We start from the raw sequence: 19033 nt of genomic DNA, 5'->3' as shown, positions 1-19033 counted from the left end.
TCGGCCCCCGAGCAGTGGGGGCCGACCCGTCGGCGTCATTCTGCTGCCAGGCACCTGCCCGGAGCTGCGGCTAGCTGCCCGGACTCAGGCCAGCGAAGCCATCCAGGCCTCGACGTCCGCGGCGCGGCGCGGCAGGCCGGCCGAGAGGTTCTCGTTGCCGTCCGCGGTGACCAGGATGTCGTCCTCGATCCGCACGCCGATGCCGCGGTACTCCTCGGGGACGGTCAGGTCGTCCTGCTGGAAGTACAGGCCGGGCTCGACGGTGAGCACCATGCCCGGCACGAGCAGCGCGTCGACGTGCTCCTCGGTGCGCGAGTGGGCGCAGTCGTGGACGTCCAGGCCGAGCATGTGGCCGGTGCCGTGCAGGGTCCAGCGGCGCTGCAGGCCGAGCTCCAGGACCTTCTCGACGTCGTACACCGAGGCGTCCAGCAGGCCCCAGGCGAGCAGCCGCTCGGCGAGCACCCGCTGCGAGGCCTCGTGGAAGTCGCGGAACCGGCCGCCGGGCCGCACGGCCGCGATGCCGGCCTCCTGCGCGTCGTAGACCGCGTCGTAGATCTTCCGCTGGAGCTCGTCGAACCGGCCGTTGATCGGCAGGGTGCGGGTGACGTCGGCGGTGTAGAGGGTGTCGGTCTCCACGCCGGCGTCCAGCAGCAGCAGCTCGCCGGGGCGGACCTCGCCGTCGTTGCGGACCCAGTGCAGGGTGGTGGCGTGCGCGCCGGCGGCGCAGATCGAGCCGTAGCCGACGTCGTTGCCCTCGACCCGGGCGCGGCGCCAGAAGGTGCCCTCGATCCAGCGCTCGGAGGTGGCGACGGCCTGGCCGAGCTCGCGGACGCAGTCGGTGAAGCCCTTGACGGTGGCGGTGCAGGCGGCGCGCAGCTCGCCGATCTCCCACTCGTCCTTGACCAGCCGCAGGCCGCTCAGGAACTCCTTGAAGCCGGCGTCCCGGTCGGCGTCCAGCACCTCGGCGAGCGCGGCCTCCAGGCCGGCGTCGTAGCCGCGGACGATCCGGGTCGGCGCGGCGCCGTCCTTGGCCCGCTCGGCGATCTCGTCGGCGGCCTTGCGGACGTCGCGGACCGGCAGGCCGAGCAGCTGCTCCTGCTCGGTGAGGCTGTACCGGCGGCCGACCCACAGCTCGCCGTAGCCGTCCAGCCAGAACTCGCCGTTCTCGCGGTCGGAGCGGGGCAGCAGGTAGAGCGCGAACGCGTGGCCGGCGTCGCCGGTGGGCTCGCCGACCAGCACGGCGTCCTCGGTCCGGTCACCGGTGAGGTGGACGTACTCGCTGGCGGCGCGGAAGTCGTAGTCGGTGTCGTTGGCCCGGACCTTGAGGGTGCCGGCCGGGACCACCAGGCGCTCGCCGGGGAAGGCGGCGGACAGCTTGGCGCGGCGCTCGGCGGCGTAGCGGGCCTGCGGGACCGGCTCCAGGCCGTGCAGCTCGGTGTCGGCCCAGCCGGTCTTCATCGAGGCGGCCAGTTCGTCGGAGACCTCGGAGTAGAGGCCGTTCTTGCGGCCCTTGAACTCCTGGGGTTCCTCGTCGCCGCCGGCGGCCTCGGGGTTCTCGGCCACTGCCGGGGTGCGGTCCTCGGTCACGTACGTCGCCTCCTTGCGCGTGGTGCTGCCGCCCCGGGCCTGTCGGATCGCGACAGCCGTGGGCGGCCGTGCGTCCATGGTACGGACGCCCGGCCGCCCGACCGTTCGGGGTCGCACCGGGAGCGCCGCAGGTCACGCGGTGGGTCGGCGCCGTCGCGGGCTGTTCCGGGCGCTTCCCCGGGCGCTCTTCGGGGCGCCGCCGCGGGCTACTCGAAGCGGGCCGCGAGCAGCATCAGGTCGTCGGTGGCCGGCGCGGGACCGGCCGGCCCGACGGCGTCCCGGCCCGCCGCGTCCCGGCCCGCGGCGTCCGCACCGGCGGCGGCGGCCGCGGCGACGGCCACCCGCTCGGCGCAGACCGCCAGCAGGTGCGCGCACAGCCGGTCGGGGTCGATCCGGACGTCGCGCGGGGCGTCGGCGGCGGCCCGGCGCAGGGCGGCCTGCCCGGTGTGCAGGGTCGGGCCGAACCGGCGGGCCAGGCCCTCGGTGTAGAGCACCAGGGTGTCGCCGCGTTCGGCGGTGAACTCGACGCCGGGCGCCTCCCAGCAGGACAGCATGCCGAGCGGTGCGGAGAGCGAGGTCTCGACGAACTCGGCGCCGTACCGGGTGACCAGCACCGGCGGGCAGTGGCCGGCCCCGGCCAGGGTGACCCGGCGCTCCTCCGGCTCCACCCAGGCGTAGACGGCGGTGGCGCTGCGGGCCGGCTCGGTGGTCTTGAGCAGCAGTTCGAGGTCGCCGAGGACGGACACCGGGTCCTCGCCCTCCAGCACCGCGTACGCCCGCAGCGCGGCCCGGACCCGGCCCATCGCGGCGGCCGCGCCGGGGGCGGAGCCCGGTCCGGCGCCCGGCCCGTCGCCGGAGACCGAGCCGACGGTGAGGCCGACGGTGCCGTCCGGCAGCGGGATGGCGTCGTACCAGTCGCTGCCGCTGGAGCGGTCCAGGCCGGCCGGGACCAGCCGGGCGGCCAGCCGGAGGCCGGCGGGCTGGGGCAGGCGGTCGGGCAGCAGGCCGCGGCGCAGCGCCTCGGTGGTGCGCCGGACCTTCTCCGCGTCGAGCTGCTTGGCCAGCAGCGGGGCGGCCACCTCGCAGTAGCGGCGGGCCAGCTCGCGCTGGCGGTCGGTGGGGTCGGCGGGCGCGTCGTAGAACCAGAGGGCGGCGGCCAGCGGGCCGTCCTCCTCGGTGGCGAGCGGCAGTCCGTAGCAGCCGCCGAGGTGGAGGTCGGCGGCGAGTTCGCGGAGCCGGGCGCCGATCGCCGGATCGGTGGCGAGGTCGGGGGAGTGCAGCTCGACGGGCCGGTCGTGGGCGCGCAGCAGCCGGGCGACCAGGCTCTGCTCGGGCGGGACGGTCTCCAGCGAGCCGAGGCTGGCGCGGTCCAGGCCGAGGCCGAGCGGCTGGCTGGGGCCGCCGCCGGGCAGCGCGGTGACCAGCAGGGCGCGGTCGGCGCCGAGCAGCGCGGTGCCGGAGGCCAGCACGGCCGTCAGGGTGGCGTCGAGGCCGCGGGCGCGGGCGAGCCGCTCGGTGTGCTCGTGCAGGCTGGTGAAATCGGACAGGCGTCCGGCCAAACGGTCCTGCACACCGGGCGCGGCGGCGGGCGCGGCGGGCGCGCTCCGGCCGTCGGCCGGACCGGGGGCGTCCGGACCGGGGGCGTCGGCGGCCCGGCCCGCCGCCGGGCCGTGGAAGCCCGGCGGATCGAGCACGGAGAGCCCGCTGGTGCCGCCGGGCTCGGCCGGCTCGGAGGACGTCGACGGTGGGGGGGACTCGGTCATGCCGCCACTCCTGACGCGGTGGTACGTGTCACGCGGATCATCCGGAACCCCCATGTACGGCCGTTTTGGAGCGAGTACGGCCAAAAGGGCGCGTTCGCCTCGATTCGCTACTACTCGTCATTGATCGACAGCAATGCCACCACTTCTACACAGGCCATTCGGGGCATGTCCAGAGTCATGACAAGGCCGGTGGCCGGTTCTCCGCGCCGCCGGGTCCGGCTTGGGGGCGCGTGCGGTCGGTGCGCGCGCCGGTCCGTCGCGCCGCACCCGCCGGTCCGTCGCCCCGCGCCCGCCGCCGACGGCGTCCGGGCATGGAGCGGCCGGTGAGCGGGCAGAACCGTGGGGACGGCTCCGGCGGCCGTCCGGATCGTATGCTCCCGCCGCCGGCCGGCCGGCTCGGCCGGAAGCGACTCACTCGTACGGTGGAACCAACCGCGCCCGGGCGGCGTCCATCCGGTCGCATACGGGATTCTCGTTCCAAGGGCTGTTCTATTCCCACGGCCCTTTCACATCGTGCTCCACCGCGTGCCCCGCGCCCGCGTCGTTGTCCGCACCGCCGTTCGCACCGCCGTCCGCCCCGCCCGCCGTCGGCTTCCAGCCCCGGTTCCGCCGCCCGGTTCACCGCCCGGCTCTCCGTCCGGGCCCCGGTTCGGCCTCGGGCCGGTCCGACGCAGCCGGACGCGCGGCGGCGGCCCGGCCGGGGTCGCGGTCGGAGCCATCGAGCGGTCACGGAAAGGAACGGGTGCCAATGCGCGACAACCCACTGCGCGACGACCCGAGGAACCGGTCGGCGGCCCGGGCGGCCCGGCTGGCCGCGGCCCTGACGGCCGCCACCGAGCACCGCTGGCCCGTGGTCCCCGGCACGCGGCTCGTCGGCGGGCACTGCTCCTGCGGCGACCCGGACTGCCCGGCGCCCGGCGTCCACCCGCACGACCCGCCGCTGCTCGCGGCCACCACCGATGCCCGGATGGTGCGTTGGTGGTGGGAGCAGCGCTTCCCGGACGCCCCGGCGCTGCTCGCCACCGGGCGGACGGTCTCGGCGGTCAGCCTGCCGGCGGCGGCCGGCGCCCGCGCGCTGGCCTACCTCGCGGCGCTCCGGCTGCGGCTCGGCCCGGTGCTCGCCATGCCCGGCCGGTACGCGATGCTGGTCGCCCCCTACTCGCTCGACGCGCTCGGCGAGATGCTCGTCCAACTCCCTTGGGTGCCGGGCTCGTTGCGGTACCACGGGAGCGGCGGCTTCCTGCCGCTGCCGCCCGGCGGCGGGGACGGGGACCGGGTGCGCTGGGTCCTGCCGCCCCGTCAGGGCGCCGACGGCGGCGTCTGGCTGCCCCAGGTCGGGCCGCTGCTGGGCGAGTTGGTGGAGGCGGCGGTCCAGCTGGACAGCGGCCGCTCGGCGTACTGATCGGGCACGGTGCACCCGCCCCGGCGTGGGCCGTTCGGAAAAACAAAAGATCCGGCCGCTGGCGACGGGGGATGCACCAGCGACCGGACTCTTTAGACAGTAACAAGGATCTGCGCCCGCGCCAATTTCCAAGACGCCCTCGCAGCCCGGAAATTGCGGGTCGCGGGCGACAATGTGACGCGTATCACGTCGATCCGCCGGGCGTGCGCCCGGTGTTCCGTCCGCCTTTAGTTCAGGGTGACCTGACGGTTCACCAGGTTCGCGCGGGCCTTGCGCTCGTCGGCGGTCAGCGGCGCCGGGTCGGCCAGCGTCGCGGCGAGCCGCTCGGCGAACTCGGCGGCCGGCTTCTCGCAGTCGGCCGCGGTCATCGCCAGCGGGAGGTCCCAGACCGGCACGGTCAGGCCGTGCGCGCGGAACGAGCCGACCAGGCGGGTGTCGTCGCCGAGCGAGGACTGCTCGGCGGTGGTCAGCCGGGCCAGCGCGTCCAGCAGTTGCTCCTCCGGCACGGTCATCACCCAGCGCAGGTGGTTCTTGTCCGGGGTGCCGCACCAGTAGGCGGAGTCGACGCCGGTGAGCTTCTCGGTCGGGATCGCCGAGGCGTTGGCGCGCTCCAGCGAGGCGGCCACCTCGCCGGTGGCGGTCTCGGCGTCCTCCAGCCAGAACTCGAAGCCGGCGTGCACGGCCGGCTCGAACGCGGCGGTGGGGTCGAGCAGGTCCTGCAGGCGGCGGCCGCCCGGGACGGTCCGGCGGGCCGGCACCGGGTTGCCCGGCTCGGCGGCCAGCGCCAGCTCCAGCGCGTCCGCCAGGTCGCGGCTCAGGTCACCCGAGGCCGACTGGGTCTGCAGGCCCAGCAGGATCGAGCCGTCCTGGCGGCGCAGCGCCGGCCAGGCCAGCGGCAGCACGGTCGCCAGGGTGACCGACGGCACCTCGCCGTTCGCGGTCCCGGCGACGCCGGCGGCCAGCGTCAGCGGCACGGTGGCGGCGGGCACCAGCTCGCGCAGCGCGACCCAGTCCGCCTCGCCCGGCAGGCCCTCGAACGGGCGGTGCACCAGCTCCTGCACGGCGTGCGAGGCCTCGCGGCCGTGGCAGGCCTTGTAGCGGCGGCCCGAGCCGCAGGGGCAGTCCTCGCGGGCCCCGACCACGGGGATCTCGCCCGTGACGGCGGGGGTGGACTGGGTGCGCTGCGGCGCCTTCTTGGCGGCCTTCTTGCCCATGGTGCGGCTCTCCCGGGAACGGTGGTGTTGTGCTCCGGGCAGCCTACTGACGTTCCCCGGGCGCGTGGCGCACGCCGGGGTACGGGGGGAGGGGCGGGGACGGACCGGGGACGGGCACGGGCGGGACGCGCCGGGGTGCGGCCGGGGGCGCCCCCGGCCGGCTTCAGGCGCTGCGGGGCGCGCCGCCCGTCCGCCGGGCGTGCCGGGCCCGCGCGGGCAGGGCCGCCCACACCGTCACCTCGCCGGGGGCGTCGCGCACGCCCCAGTCACTGGCCAGCTGGTCCACGATGCTCAGACCGCGGCCGCCGTGCGAGGTCAGCGAGGGGCTGCCCGGCGACGGCCGGGTCTGCGCCCCGCCGTCGGTCACCTCCAGGGTGAGCACCCCGTCGGCGTGCATCTGCCAGCGGACCAGTACGCCGCCCGGCGCCTCGCCGCCCTCCGGCGCGCCCTCGCCCGGTGCGCCGTCGCCCGGTGCGTTGGCCGGGCCCGCCGCCGCGGCGGTCCGGGACGGGACGCCGACCAGCAGCGGCTCCACGACCTCGGCCCGGGTGCCCCGGCCGAGCGCGGGCAGCGGCCCGAGCGGCCGGGCGTAACGACAGGCGTTGCTCAAAAGCTCGGAAAGGATCAGAACGGCATCATCAATGACCGGCTCCGGTATCTCCCGGTCTCCCAGATCTCGACGCAGTCGGCGCCGTGCGACCCCGACACTCGCTGGGCCGTGCGGCACTGCCATGGTCGATGAAGTCGGCACTTCACGCGCCACCATCAACGCCACCCCCGGACCTCCTTCAGCGTATGCCGAGGGATGGATGCCCCTTGGCAATACGTCGGAAACGACCGCGCGACGATCCCGCGCGGACATTTCAGACCGGTCCACCGTCGGTGCGCGACAGGTGATTCGGCGCTCACCCTCCGTCGTGAAAGTGTATGAATTGCTGCAGAAATCGTTGCCGGAAGGTTTGAGTCCCTACCAAAACGGTCAACGGGCCCCAGTGGTTGAACGGTTCACCAGGATCCACCGGGGTTCACCGGCGTTAACCTCCGGTCACCGGCGTTCACCGGTCTTCACCGGCGTTCACGGTGTTTCGGCCGCGCGGTTCACCGGCCGAGCTGGGCCAGTACCTCCGCCGGGCGGTTGGTGATGATCGCCGACACCCCGAGCTCCAGGCAGAGCTCGACGTCGGCCGGCTCGTCCACGGTCCAGACGTGCACCTGGTGGCCCAGCTCGCGCAGCCTGGTCACCAGCCCGGGCCGGGCCCGCACCAGGTCGATGCCGGGACCGGCGATCCACGCCCCGCCCGGCAGCGGCGCGCCCGGGCGCAGCCGCCCGCGCAGCGCCAGGCCGCGCTCGAACAGGAACACCCGCGGGTACTGCGGCGCGGCGGCCGTCACCCGGGCCAGCGCCAGCGAGGAGAAGCTCATGATCCGGGCCCGCGGCCCGGTCGGGGCGGCGTCCGGGTCCGCGCCGGTGCCCGCGCCGCCGATCCCGAACCGGTCCAGCGTCCGCAGCAGCTCGGACTCCACCCGGCCGCGGAACCGGACCGGGTGCTTGGTCTCGATCGCGAGGTCCACCGGGCGCCCGCAGTCCACGACCAGCTCCAGCAGGCTCTCCAGCCGCAGCACCCCGCGCAGCTCCGGGTCCTCGCTCGGGCGCCCGGTCTTCCAGGCGCCGAAGTCGTGCGCCTCCAGCTCGGCCAGCGTCATCGCGGACACCGTGCCCCGGCCGTCCGAGACCCGGCCGATCCGGCGGTCGTGCACGCAGACCAGCTGCCCGTCGGCGGTCACCCGGACGTCGCACTCCAGCGCGTCGGCGCCCTCGGCGAGCGCCCGGCGGTAGGCGGCGAGGGTGTGCTCGGGCAGGGCGTGCGAGGAACCGCGGTGGGCGATCACCTGGACCGGCGGAGCGGTGCGGGTGGTCGGGAGCGAGACATCAGGGCTGGTCACGCCGTCCACGATAAGCCGCGGAGGTGACACGAAAGCGAAGACGGCCCCAACCTGCGGGGCCGTCTTCGTCACTCGGGCGGGAGGGGGCGGGGGTCGGTGCGCGCCCTCGCCGGGGGTCAGCGCGCGCCCTCGCCGGGGGTCAGCGCGCGGCCACGGCCCGGCCCCGGGTGAACGGGGTGAGCACCCAGGTGGCCAGCGCGGGCACCAGGAAGCCGAACAGCGAGGCCGAGGTCCACTCCTGCGGGGTGAAGTGCAGCGCCTCCTGCGCGGAGGTCCAGAGGTCCGTCCACCAGCCGGCCACCGCGGTCGGCGCGATCAGCTGGTAGGTGGCGAAGCCGAGCGCCCACGGCAGCAGCATCAGCCAGCGGGACGGCGCGTCGTCGGCGAGGTTCCAGCCGCGCCGGCCGGCGCCGAGGAAGTAGTCGACCGCCAGCACCGCGAACATCGGCACGAAGACCGAGCCGATCAGCCCCAGGAAGGCGTAGTACGAGTCGGTGAACTCGGTGATCTGCAGCGCGAGCACGGTGATCAGCACGCCGGTGCCGCCGGTCAGCACCCGGCGGTCGACCTTCGGCAGCAGGTTGTGCACCGACATCGCGGTCGAGTACACGTTGGCGAAGGACTGGTCGGTCTCGCGCAGCACCAGCACCAGCAGGAACAGCCAGCCGGCCCACACGCCCAGGAACGAGTCGAAGATCCGGCCGGCGTCCCCGTCCGCCTGGAGCAGCGCCAGCAGGCCCAGCACGTAGCACCAGACCTGGGCCAGGGTGTAGCCGGTGAAGCTGCCCCAGAACGCCGAGCGCGGGGTGCGCGAGTGCCGGGTGTAGTCGGCGGCCAGCGGCACGAAGGAGATCGACACCGCGATCATCGCGTCGGTGGCCTTCAGGAAGCCGTGCCAGTTGCCCGCGCCCGGGTCGGACACGCCGTGCCGGCCCAGCTGGACGGTGAAGTACACCATCGCGACCGCCACCGCGGCGGCGACGAAGCGGCGCAGCACCGCGATCGCGCCGAGCGGCCAGATGGTCAGCGCGGTGGTCACGGCGCCGGCCAGGACGACGAAGACCCAGCGGTAGCCCTCGGTGCCGGCGACGGTCTGCGCGCCGAGCGCGATCGTCAGCAGCTCGTAGACGCCCCAGCCGACGCACTGGACGATGTTGAGCACCGTCGGCACGTAGGAGAGCCGGGTCCCGAACAGTCCGCGCAGGTTGGCCATGGCCGGGGCGCCGGTCCGGGCGCCGATCAGCGCGGCCACCGCGAGCATCGCGGTGCCGACCACGGTGCCGGCCACGATCGCGGTCACGGCGGCGGCCAGCGACAGCTCGCTGCCCTGGGCGCCGAGCACGGTGGCGGCGGTGGTGAAGCCGATCAGTGAGACGCCGAGGTTCATCCAGAGCGCGAAGTGGTCGCGGAAGCGCAGCGTGCGCGGCGGCGCGGTGTCCAGCACCAGCGGCGCCTCGACCCGGTGCGGGTGGTCCGCCACGGCGGTGGCGGTGGCCGCGGCCCCGGTGGCGTCCGCGGTCGCCCGGGAACCGGGGACGGCTCCCGCGGCGTCCGAGGTCGGGGGGACGTTCCCGGACGCGGGCGCGCCCGAGGACGAGGATGACGAAGCAGGCGGCATGGCCGTTCACTCCCTACGCCGGCATTACCCGGACAGGTTCCGGCGGTCTGCGCCCCCTCGACGGCAGCCCACGGAACCCGTGGCGTACGGTCGACCGGCGCACTCTCAGCCTGGTCGGTCCAAGCTCCCGCGTGTCAGTTTGGAGCGACAGGCTAACCGGCGTGGGGGAGAACGCCAAGGCGGAGCGGGTGCGCGGGCCGCCGGTGGGCTGTCTGGCCCGGCTAAGGATTCTTATGAGTTCTTCAGAAGGCTCCTTACGGCAATCGAATCGGGTGTGCGAAAAACTATGGTTGTTGGTCCTGTCAGCTATGGAGGTCGTCCGTGAGCACCGAGCGCGAGGTTGGGTCCACCGGGCCGCAGGGGGAGCAGCCCTCCGGCCAGGGGGTGGTGGGTCCCGCTCCTGACGGTCCGGCGCAGCAGTCTGCCGCCGGTCCCGCCCCCGCAGCGACGCCCGCGGCCGACCAGCCGGCCCCGGCGGCCCCGGCCGCCGAGGGGGGTTCCGGCGGGTTCACGCCCACCGTGGCCTTCGGCAAGGTCCCGGCCCCGGACCCGGCGCCCGCCGCGCCCACCGCGCCCGCTCCGGTCCCTCCGGTCGCCGAGGCGCCCACCGCGCCGGCCCCGGCCGCCGCGCCCGGCTACCTCGACGCCCCGCCGCCGGTGCTGCCCCCGGCCCCGGCCCCGGCGGCGCCCGCCGCCCCGGCCGCCCCGGTCGGCAACCCGTACGCCACCCCGGCGCCCGGCACCCCGGTGCCCCCGCTCGCCGCGGCGCACGACCCGTACGGCACGCACGCCACGCACGCCGGGCAGGCAGCGCTCGGCGCGCCCGCCGCACACGCCGCGCACGACCCGTACGGCGCCCCGGCCGCGCCGCACGCCCCCGGCGCGACCGGCCAGCACCACCACCCCTTCGGCGCGGGCCAGCCGCTCGGCGGCTGGGGCGGCGCGCACGACATCACCCCCGGCGCGCCCGGCACCCCGGGCGGCCCCGGCGGCCCGCTCGGCTACCCCGGTGAGTACCCCGGCGCCCCCGGCGGCCCGCGCAAGAAGCGCGGCGGCCTGATCGCGCTGGTCGCGGCCGTCGCGCTGATCGCCGGCGTGGCCGGCGGCGCGGTCGGCGTGGTCGTCGCGGACCGCGACGACGTCAAGGTCAGCGCCAAGGCCGACCACAGCTCCACCACCGTCCAGGCCAACAACACGCAGAAGAACGAGCCCGCCCCCGGTTCGGTGGCCGGCATCGCGCAGAAGGCGCTGCCCAGCGTCGTCACCATCAAGGCGCAGGGCAACGGCGAGTCCGGCACCGGCACCGGCTTCGTCTTCGACACCGAGGGCCACATCCTCACCAACAACCACGTGGTCGCGCCGGCGTCCAGCGGCGGCAAACTGACCGTCAAGTTCGCCGACGGCAGCTCCTACAACGCCTCCGTGCTCGGCCGCGCCGAGGGCTACGACGTCGCCGTCATCAAGCTCGACAGCCCGCCCAAGGGCAAGCTGACGCCGCTTCCGCTGGCCGACTCCGACAAGGTCAACGTCGGCGACTCCACCATCGCCATCGGCGCCCCGTACGGCCTGGAGTCCACCGTCACCACCGGCATCATCAGCGCCAAGGACCGCCCGGTCGCCTCCGGCGACGAGACCGGTGCCCAGGCTTCCTACATGAACGCGCTGCAGACCGACGCCTCCATCAACCCCGGCAACTCCGGCGGCCCGCTGCTCGACTCCGGCGGCGCGGTGATCGGCATCAACTCGGCGATCCAGTCCAACACCTCCAGCAACGGCCGGGCCGGCTCGATCGGCCTCGGCTTCGCGATCCCGATCAACCAGGCCAAGTGGGTCGCCGACACCCTGATCAAGACCGGCAAGCCGGTCTACGCCAAGCTCGACGTCCTGCGCAACGACGACTACAAGGGCGACGGCGCGCAGATCCAGACCCGCGACGTCCAGGGCCAGTCGGCCGTCACCCCCGGCGGCGCCGCCGACAAGGCCGGCCTCAAGCCCGGCGACGTCATCACCAAGCTCGGCGGCTCCCCGATCGAGAACGGCCCCGCCCTGGTCAGCAAGATCTGGACGCACAAGCCCGGCGAGACCGTCGACGTCGAGTACACCCGCAACGGCCAGACCTTCACCACCAAGGTGACCCTCGGCGAGCGCGTCGGCGACAACTGACCCCCACCCACCCCCGAAACCCGGTGCACCGAACCCCGCCGGACCCGTTAGGCTGACCTCCGCCTGGAGAGCTGCCCGAGCGGCCTAAGGGAACAGTCTTGAAAACTGTCGTGCGGTGACCCCGTACCGTGGGTTCGAATCCCACGCTCTCCGCTGGTAGGAGAAACCACCTGCTCAAGGCGGGTGTCGACATCACGTCGGCACCCGCCTTCGGTGTTTTCGGGGGTGGTGGCGGGGGCCCGGTGGGGTGGGGTGGTGTCCGGTTTCACCTGAACGGGGGGTTTGGGGGGAGAGCGTCCTCTTGTGGGGGTCCGGGGTCCGTGTGTCCGGGTGTCAGGGGCGAACGGCCCAGGGCCTGGCGAGGAGAGACGGATGGCCTGGTACCCCGGTGCGGAGAAGATGGAGCTCCAGCCCGAGTCGGACGAGCAGCCGGAGATCACGCCGACGCAGGTGATCTTCCACAGCGTGGCGGCGCCGTGGACGCCGCGGCGGATGTACGAGTACTGGAGGGACTCGACCAACCTGGAGTCGCACTTCGGGGTGGGCTACGACGGCTGCGTGGGGCAGTTCGTCGGCACCCAGACCCGGGCCGACGCCAACATGCACGCCAACCGCCGGGCCGACGGCACCGGGGCGGTGAGCGTGGAGTCGGCCAGTGACGACCGGAGCACCGATCCGTGGACGGACGCCCAGGTCAGGGCGCTGGTCGCGCTCGGGGTCTGGCTGCACCAGCGGCACGGCATCCCGCTGCGGGCCTGCCCGTCCTGGGACGCGCCCGGCTTCGGGGTGCACCGGATGTTCCCCGAGTGGTCGGACGGCGGGACGGCCTGCCCGGGGGACGTCCGCGAGCGGCAGTTCCACGAGCTGGTGCTGCCCGGCATCGTCGCGGCGGCCGGCGGCGCCCCGCTGCCCCCGCCGCGCGCGGAGACCGGCCCGGCCCGGTACCGGGTCACCATCAACGGGCTGGAGTACGGCTACGGCGCGCACGGGCCGCAGGTCCGGGAGGTGGGCGAGGCGCTCGTCCGGCAGGGCTTCGGGCGGCACTACCAGTCCGGTCCGGACGAGGACTGGCGGGACCAGGACACCCTCAACTACCAGGACTTCCAGCACAGTCTGGGGTACTCCGGCCCGGACGCCGACGGGGTGCCGGGCGAGGGCTCGCTGCGTCGGCTGCTCGGCCGGCTGCCCTCGCCGCGCCGGGTCTCGCTGGCCCACGTGGTCGCGGCGGCCCGCACCGACCCGGGCGCCGAGCAGGGCCACCAGACGTACGGCGGCGAGGTGCGGATCGTCGAACAGGCCCTGGCGGACGAGGGGTTCCTGGAGCAGCGCTGGGTGGACGGTTCGCTCGGCTCCCGGACGGTGCAGGCGTACGCGGCCTTCCAGCGCAGCCTCGGCTACGCGGGGGAGGCGGCCGACGGGATCCCCGGGCAGCGCAGCCTGCGGGCGCTGGGCGACCGGCGGGGGTTCGACGTGACGGACTGACCGTTCGGGGGCGGCGAGGTCTCCGGGGCTTGACCATGACACGGTGTGAGGCCCTCCACTGGAAGGACCATGTTGAACATCGGAGACTTCGCCAAACACGGCCGGGTGTCGGTCCGCATGCTGCGCCACTACGACGCGATCGGACTGCTCCGGCCGGCCCGGGTCGACCCGGTCAGCGGCTACCGCTGCTACCGGGCCGCCCAGCTCGCCCGGCTCAACCGCGTCATCGCGCTCAAGGACCTCGGCTTCACGCTGCAACAAGTGCGGGCCGTCCTGGACGAGGAGGTGGACGCGGTCGAGCTGCGCGGCATGCTGCGGCTGCGGCGGGCCGAACTCGCCGCGGCGATGGCGGCGGACGCCCAGCGGCTGTCCCGGGTCGAGGCGAGGCTCCGGACGATCGAGAGTGAGGGGACCATGTCCACGCACGATGTCGTGGTGAAGCGGGTGCCGTCGGTGCGGGCGGCCGAGCTGACGGGGGTGGCGGCGAGCTACGAGCCGCAGGACATCGGACCGGTGATCGGCCCGCTGTTCGAGGAGCTGTGCGGCCGGCTCGCGGCGGCCGGGATCGACGGGACCGGGCCGTCCGTCGCCCGGTACGAGGACACCGGGGAGGGCGACGGCTCGGTGCTGATCCGGGTGGCCGTGCCGATCGCGGCCCCGGTGGACCCGGCCGGGGAGCACGGCTTCGCGGTGGTCGACCTGCCGGCCGTCGAGGAGGCGGCGACCGTCGTGCACCGCGGCTCGATGGACGGGGCCCTGGGCTCGTTCCAGGCGCTGGCGCGGTTCATCGAGGAGAACGGCTACCGCTCGACCGGGTACGCCCGGGAGCTCTACCTGGAGTGCCCGGACGATCCGGCGGGCTGGGTGACCGAGCTTCAGGAGCCGGTCACCCGCGGGTAGTCGGCAAGGGTGGTCGGCCCGGGCGGTCCGGCGCTTGCCCTCGACCCGGTCGAGGGTCCTAGCGTCGGCGGGCATGACCACCACCACCGGTGCCCGAACGGCCGGCCGTGCCGCCCGCCCCGCCCGGGCGGCACTGCCCCGGCCCTACCTGCTCTGGCTGGCCGGCGCCCAGGCCGGGGCGCTCGGCGACGCCGCGCTCGCCTTCGCCCTCGGCTGGGCCGCCGCCGCGCACGGCGGTGGCGCGGCCGGGCTGGTGCTGACCGCGATCACCGTGTCGCGGACGGCGCTGGTCCTGGTGGGCGGCGCGGTGGCGGACCGGCTGGGCGCCCGCCGGGTGATGCTCGCCGGGGACGCGGTGATGCTGGTCGCGACCCTGCTCCTGGCGGCGGTCGCGGGCGGCTGGGGGACCCCGCTCGGGCTGCTGGTCGCGGCGGCGGTGGTGGTCGGGGTGGTGGACGCGTTCTACCTCCCGGCGAGCGGGTCGATGCCGCGCCGGCTGGTGGACACCGGGCAACTGCCGCGCGCCCTGGCGCTGCGGCAGGCGGGCGGACAGCTCGCCGCGCTGCTCGGGGCGCCGCTCGGCGGGGCGCTGGTCGCCCTGGGCGGGCTGCCGGGGGCCGCGCTGCTGGACGCGGCAAGCTTCGCCGTCGTCCTGCTGGTGCTGCTGCGGGTGCCGGTCCGGCGCGATGCGGCGGGCGACGCGGCGGGCGTCGCGGCGGTCGACGTGGCCGGTGCCCGGACGCCGGAGCGGCCGGAGCGGCCGGGGCTGCTGCGCGAGGCCGCCGCCGGGGTCCGCTCGGCGGTGCGGGACCGGCTGTTGCGGGCGGCGCTGCTGCTCACCGGGGCCGCGGCGGGGGCCCTGCTGCCGGTGGTCGCGCTGCTCGCGCCGCTGCTGGCGCGGACGTACGGGTGGGGCGCCGGGGCGGCCGGTCTGGTGGCGGGCGGGCAGGGCGCGGGGGTGCTCGTGGTGGCGGGCCTGCTGTCCTGGCGGGGCCCCGGCACCGGGGCCGGATCCGGTGCCGGAGCGGGGAGCCGGGCCGGGGTCGGCGCGGCGGCCGGGCTCTGCGTGGCCTCGGCGGGGATCGCGCTGCTGGCCTGGGCGCCGGGGCCGGCGGCGGCCGTGGCGGGCGGGGTGGTGACGGGCGCGGGCTCCGGACTGTTCGCCTGCCGGATCGGCCCGCTGCTGCTGGGCGCGGCGCCGGACGATCAGCTCTCCCGGGTGCAGGCGCTGCTGACCCTGGTGCAGAGCGCGGCGCTGGTGCTCTCGACCGGGGCGCTTGGTCTGCTCGCCGACGCGGTCGGCCCCCGTACGCCCACCGCGCTCTGCGCGCTGGCCACCGGTGCGACCGGGCTCGCCGCCCTGGCCTCGCGCGTCCTGCGCCGGGCCTGAGGCGCCGGACCCGGGCGAGCGCGCCGGGGCGCGCGCCCGACCGGGCGGCGTACTTGCCGGTCCGGCGGGTGCCGGGCAGAGTGCGAGGCCGGGCGGGGTCGAGCGGGTGCGGACCGCCGCCCGGCGGCGCCGACGACGGCGCGGCAGGACGGGACGACGGCGCGGCGTGAGCGGAGGCGGCGATGAGTGATCTGACGGACCGGCTGGCGGAGGGCCTGCCGCCCGGAGCGCTGGCGGTGGACCCGGACGTGACGGCCGCCTACCGCCACGACATGGCGGGCTTCTGCGCGTCCGGCACCCCCGCCGTGGTGGTCTTCCCGGAGACGGTGGAGCAGGTGCAGCACGTGCTGCGGACCGCCACCGAGCTGCGCGTGCCGGTGGTCCCGCAGGGGGCCCGGACCGGGCTCTCCGGGGCGGCCAACGCGGTGGACGGCTGCATCGTGCTGTCGATGGTGAAGATGAACCGGATCCTGGAGATCGACCCGGTGAACCGGATCGCGGTGGTCGAGCCGGGCGTGGTCAACGCCGAACTGTCCCGGGCCGCCGCCGCGTCCGGGCTGGCCTACCCGCCGGACCCGTCGAGCTGGGAGTCCTGCACGATCGGCGGCAACATCGGCACCGGCGCGGGCGGGCTCTGCTGCGTCAAGTACGGAGTGACCAGCGAGTACGTGCTCGGGCTCGACGTGGTGCTGGCCGACGGACGGCTGCTGTCCACCGGGCGCCGGACGGCCAAGGGCGTGGCCGGCTACGACCTGACCCGGCTGCTGGTCGGTTCGGAGGGCACGCTGGGCGTGGTGGTCCGCGCGGTGGTGGCGCTGCGGCCGGCCCCCGAGCCGCAGCTGGCGCTGGCTGCCGAGTTCCCGAGCGCGGCCGCGGCGGGCGCGGCGGTCTGCGAGGTGATGGCGCGCGGCTTCACCCCGTCGCTGATGGAGCTGATGGACGCGGTCAGCGTGCGGGCGGTGAACGAGCTGGGGCGGATGGGGCTGCCGGAGTCCACCCAGGCGCTGTTGCTGGTGGCCTTCGACGGCCCGGACCGGGTGGCCGAGCTGGCCGCCGTCGGGGAGCTGTGCCGGGCGGCCGGGGCGACCGAGGTGGTGCCGGCCGAGGACCAGGCCGAGTCCGAACTGCTGCTGGAGGCGCGCCGGCTGGCGCTGCCCGCGCTGGACCGGCTGGGCACCACGATGATCGACGACGTGGCGGTGCCGCGGTCCCGGCTGGCCGAGATGCTGGACGGCGTCGCGGTGATCGCCGAGCGGCACGACCTGACCATCGGCGTGGTGAGCCACGCGGGGGACGGCAACACCCACCCGATCGTCATCTTCGACGCGGCGGACGCCGAGCAGTCGGCGCGGGCGCAGCGCTCGTTCGACGAGATCATGGCGCTGGGGCTGGAGCTGGGTGGCACGATCACCGGGGAGCACGGGGTGGGGCTGCTCAAGCGGGAGTGGCTGGCGCGGGAGCTCGGGCCGGTGGCGCTGGAGCTGCAGCGTCAGCTGAAGGCGGTCTTCGACCCGCTGGGCATCCTCAATCCCGGCAAGATGGTCTGATCTTCCGGCTTTCTCGTTGTCCGGTCTTCGGATTTTCTTGGAATGGCTGGAATTGTCGACACGGTAACGCGACCGCACCGGCGGGGGCGTGATGGTCCCCCGAGTGCGCTGGGGTGGTGCGCGGGGTCGTCAGTGTGCCCTCTTCACGCTGTTTCCGGACGGCCGATCGTGTCCGGCCGTTCGGGTTGAATCGCAGGTCGGGGCCGGTGTGTCGGCGCGCTTTCCCGGTTCGCCGAGGTTATGCGCGGGGCCGGTGGATATCACGCTAAAGGGCGAAAACACTGTCGGCGGGTGGTGCTTTGTCGATTTGTTGCGGAAGTCTGTCCCTCGGCGTCGCAGCCCGCAGGTGTTCGTCTGGCCGGCGAACTCCCGCACACATTGCACGATTACCGTTTCTTGGAGGCTCTCATGGCTCGCATCCGCTCCCGCAAGGTGGCCGGTCTTCTGGTCGCGGCCCCGCTCGCGGCCGGGCTGCTGTTCGCCGGTGCCGGCGTCGCGGCCGCCGACAACGGCGCGGCCGCCAACGACGGCTCCAACAGCGGCGTGGTGTCGAACGTCGGGACGGGCAACGTCTTCGGCTCGGTCGACGGCAACTACGTCTCCAACCAGCAGACGGCCACCGGCGCCGGCGCCTCGAACCAGGCCAACACCCTCGCGGTGAAGGACAACTCGGGCACCATCCTGGCCGGCCAGTCCAACAAGAACTTCAACATCGTCTTCGCGCCGATCTTCCACTGAGCACCGGCGCCGACCGGGGTCGTCGACGGCGGGGGCGCCGGAGACGCTCGCGGCGGGGCTCGAAGCAGACAGTGAAGTGAATCGAAGAGAAGCGGTCGGAACAGACCGCGAAACGCGCAACCGGGCAGCGGAAAGGGTCACCGCGAACCGGTCCCGTGGGCGGCACCGCACACCGGTGCCGCCCACGGGCGCGTCCGGGCCCGGTTCCACCGTGGCCGCCGGCCCTCGCCGAGGTCGGCCCCCGCCGAGGTCACCCGCGCCCCGGAACGGGGCCAGGCCAGGGCCCGCGCCCTGGCCCGTCACCGCTCGGCGGTACGGTTGCGCTCCGACAGCGCACCCCCGCGCCCGGGCCGCCGGAGGCCCGCCCGGCGAGGGGCTGCGGCCGCGGCAACCGGAAGGAAGGGCGCGATGGCAGCGGAGGAGGAGGGCCTGGGCGGCCCGGGCGAGACCAGGCCCGCGCCGGGCCCCGAGTCGGGCCGGGAGCCGGCCCCGGAGTCGGGTACGGAGCCGGGCACGGAACCGCGTCTCGAGCCCCGGTCCGTACCCGAGCTGCTGCTCGGCCGCCCGCCGATGGCCCGCCCGATGCCGACCTTCGACGCCGAGGCGGCCCCCGCCGAACCCGGGCCGCTCTTCGTCGACTGGCTGGCCGGCGCCCTCGACGCCGGCGTGCTGGACCCGCAGGTGGTCACCCTCTCCACGGTCGACGCCGACGGCCTGCCGGACGCCCGGGTCCTGGTGCTGCGCGACGTCGACGCGCTCGGCACCGGCTGGGTCTTCTCCGCCGCCGCCGACAGTCCCAAGGGCCGCCAGCTCGGCGACCACCCGGCCGCCGCGCTCACCGTGTACTGGCCGCAGCTGGGCCGCCAGGTCCGGGTCCGCGGCACCGTCGAACGGGCCGCCGACCTGGTGGCGGCGGCCGAGTTCGCCACCCGCTCCCCGGCCGCCCGGATCGGCGCGCTGGTCGGGCGGCAGAGCGAGCCGCTGGCCTCGCCGGCCGAGTACGAGGAGGCGGTGGCGGTCGCCCGGCGCCGGCTGGAGGCCACCCCGGACGCGGTCGCCGCCGGGCACGCCGTCTACACCCTCTGGGCGCACGAGGTGGAGTTCTGGCAGGGCGACGCGGACCGCCACCACGTCCGGCTCCGCTACACCCGGACCGGCCCGGTCCGCACCCCGGAGTGGTCGCGCACCCTGCTCTGGCCCTAACGCGCACCCGGCCGCACAGCAGTCGGGGGCGCGTGCCTCACCGGTACGCGCCCCCGATCCGCTTCCGTGCCTCCGACGGCCC

At 75.3% G+C, this 19033-nt stretch carries 14 protein-coding genes, 1 tRNA gene and 1 riboswitch; of the genes, 9 read left to right on the top strand and 6 right to left on the bottom strand.

Translation table 11 applies throughout. The annotated features are described in order from the left end of the window. Window positions 1–84 precede the first annotated feature (84 nt). A complete protein-coding gene (locus AB0N76_RS29940; protein WP_363562386.1) occupies window positions 85–1587 on the bottom strand; it encodes an aminopeptidase P family protein in 1503 nt (500 codons plus the stop codon). A gap of 206 nt (window positions 1588–1793) precedes the next feature. Then, on the bottom strand, window positions 1794–3350 hold the full coding sequence (locus AB0N76_RS29935) for a PP2C family protein-serine/threonine phosphatase (protein WP_363562384.1): 1557 nt from the start codon (window positions 3348–3350) through the stop codon (window positions 1794–1796). Between the two features lie 748 nt (window positions 3351–4098). Here AB0N76_RS29935 and AB0N76_RS29930 point away from each other — a divergent pair. Further along, on the top strand, window positions 4099–4752 hold the full coding sequence (locus AB0N76_RS29930; protein WP_363562382.1) for a bifunctional DNA primase/polymerase: 654 nt from the start codon (window positions 4099–4101) through the stop codon (window positions 4750–4752). Between the two features lie 227 nt (window positions 4753–4979). On the opposite strand, the gene AB0N76_RS29925 is transcribed toward AB0N76_RS29930, so the two are convergent. The 4 genes from AB0N76_RS29925 to AB0N76_RS29910 form a co-directional block, all read right to left on the bottom strand. Next, a complete protein-coding gene (locus tag AB0N76_RS29925) occupies window positions 4980–5966 on the bottom strand; it encodes a DUF5926 family protein (protein ID WP_363562380.1) in 987 nt (328 codons plus the stop codon). A 163-nt stretch (window positions 5967–6129) separates the two neighbouring features. Continuing rightward, window positions 6130–6576, bottom strand: coding sequence for an ATP-binding protein (locus tag AB0N76_RS29920; protein ID WP_363562378.1), 447 nt, complete (start codon window positions 6574–6576; stop codon window positions 6130–6132). 488 nt (window positions 6577–7064) lie between these two features. Then, on the bottom strand, window positions 7065–7910 hold the full coding sequence (locus AB0N76_RS29915) for a glycerophosphodiester phosphodiesterase family protein (RefSeq protein ID WP_363562376.1): 846 nt from the start codon (window positions 7908–7910) through the stop codon (window positions 7065–7067). 139 nt (window positions 7911–8049) lie between these two features. Then, the gene (locus AB0N76_RS29910; protein WP_363562374.1) at window positions 8050–9528 is read right to left on the bottom strand and encodes a cytosine permease; all 1479 of its coding nucleotides are present in this window, start codon (window positions 9526–9528) and stop codon (window positions 8050–8052) included. Next, window positions 9522–9669: riboswitch (TPP riboswitch) on the bottom strand. Its footprint overlaps the gene before it by 7 nt. 180 nt (window positions 9670–9849) lie before the next feature. Between AB0N76_RS29910 and AB0N76_RS29905 the strand changes: the two genes are divergently transcribed. The 8 genes from AB0N76_RS29905 (at window position 9850) to AB0N76_RS29870 (ending at window position 18951) form a co-directional block, all read left to right on the top strand. Continuing rightward, on the top strand, window positions 9850–11691 hold the full coding sequence (locus AB0N76_RS29905) for a trypsin-like peptidase domain-containing protein (protein ID WP_363562372.1): 1842 nt from the start codon (window positions 9850–9852) through the stop codon (window positions 11689–11691). Window positions 11692–11756: 65 nt separating this feature from the next. After that, window positions 11757–11844, top strand: a tRNA-Ser gene (locus AB0N76_RS29900). Window positions 11845–12063: 219 nt separating this feature from the next. After that, complete coding sequence (locus AB0N76_RS29895; protein WP_363562370.1) at window positions 12064–13173, top strand: peptidoglycan-binding protein; 1110 nt, start codon at window positions 12064–12066, stop codon at window positions 13171–13173. 69 nt (window positions 13174–13242) lie between these two features. Then, window positions 13243–14073 carry a MerR family transcriptional regulator gene (locus AB0N76_RS29890; protein ID WP_363562368.1) on the top strand — a complete coding sequence of 277 codons (831 nt, stop codon included), beginning with the start codon at window positions 13243–13245 and terminating at the stop codon, window positions 14071–14073. Between the two features lie 73 nt (window positions 14074–14146). After that, window positions 14147–15463: an MFS transporter gene (locus tag AB0N76_RS29885; RefSeq protein WP_363562366.1), complete on the top strand. Its 1317-nt coding sequence runs from the start codon at window positions 14147–14149 to the stop codon at window positions 15461–15463. A gap of 182 nt (window positions 15464–15645) precedes the next feature. Next, window positions 15646–17010 (top strand): FAD-linked oxidase C-terminal domain-containing protein, encoded by a 1365-nt coding sequence (locus AB0N76_RS29880; protein WP_363562364.1) that lies wholly within the window; start codon window positions 15646–15648, stop codon window positions 17008–17010. A gap of 408 nt (window positions 17011–17418) precedes the next feature. Next, a complete protein-coding gene (locus AB0N76_RS29875) occupies window positions 17419–17748 on the top strand; it encodes a hypothetical protein (RefSeq protein ID WP_363562362.1) in 330 nt (109 codons plus the stop codon). A gap of 408 nt (window positions 17749–18156) precedes the next feature. Next, the gene (locus tag AB0N76_RS29870; protein WP_363562360.1) at window positions 18157–18951 is read left to right on the top strand and encodes a pyridoxal 5'-phosphate synthase; all 795 of its coding nucleotides are present in this window, start codon (window positions 18157–18159) and stop codon (window positions 18949–18951) included. Window positions 18952–19033 lie beyond the last annotated feature (82 nt).

The sequence above is a fragment of the Kitasatospora sp. NPDC093806 genome (genome assembly GCF_040683335.1).
GTDB lineage: Bacteria > Actinomycetota > Actinomycetes > Streptomycetales > Streptomycetaceae > Kitasatospora.
Note: the sequence above shows the minus strand (reverse complement) of the source record. Positions and strands in the feature narration are given on the sequence as shown.

What these genes read in the sequence shown, in the direction of transcription:
- AB0N76_RS29935 (WP_363562384.1), bottom strand. Translation starts at nt 3,350, where the DNA reads ATGACCGAGTCCCCCCCACCGTCGACGTCCTCCGAGCCGGCCGAGCCC.
- AB0N76_RS29930 (WP_363562382.1), top strand. Translation starts at nt 4,099, where the DNA reads ATGCGCGACAACCCACTGCGCGACGACCCGAGGAACCGGTCGGCGGCC.
- AB0N76_RS29925 (WP_363562380.1), bottom strand. Translation starts at nt 5,966, where the DNA reads ATGGGCAAGAAGGCCGCCAAGAAGGCGCCGCAGCGCACCCAGTCCACC.
- AB0N76_RS29910 (WP_363562374.1), bottom strand. Translation starts at nt 9,528, where the DNA reads ATGCCGCCTGCTTCGTCATCCTCGTCCTCGGGCGCGCCCGCGTCCGGG.
- AB0N76_RS29895 (WP_363562370.1), top strand. Translation starts at nt 12,064, where the DNA reads ATGGCCTGGTACCCCGGTGCGGAGAAGATGGAGCTCCAGCCCGAGTCG.
- AB0N76_RS29890 (WP_363562368.1), top strand. Translation starts at nt 13,243, where the DNA reads ATGTTGAACATCGGAGACTTCGCCAAACACGGCCGGGTGTCGGTCCGC.
- AB0N76_RS29885 (WP_363562366.1), top strand. Translation starts at nt 14,147, where the DNA reads ATGACCACCACCACCGGTGCCCGAACGGCCGGCCGTGCCGCCCGCCCC.
- AB0N76_RS29880 (WP_363562364.1), top strand. Translation starts at nt 15,646, where the DNA reads ATGAGTGATCTGACGGACCGGCTGGCGGAGGGCCTGCCGCCCGGAGCG.
- AB0N76_RS29875 (WP_363562362.1), top strand. Translation starts at nt 17,419, where the DNA reads ATGGCTCGCATCCGCTCCCGCAAGGTGGCCGGTCTTCTGGTCGCGGCC.
- AB0N76_RS29870 (WP_363562360.1), top strand. Translation starts at nt 18,157, where the DNA reads ATGGCAGCGGAGGAGGAGGGCCTGGGCGGCCCGGGCGAGACCAGGCCC.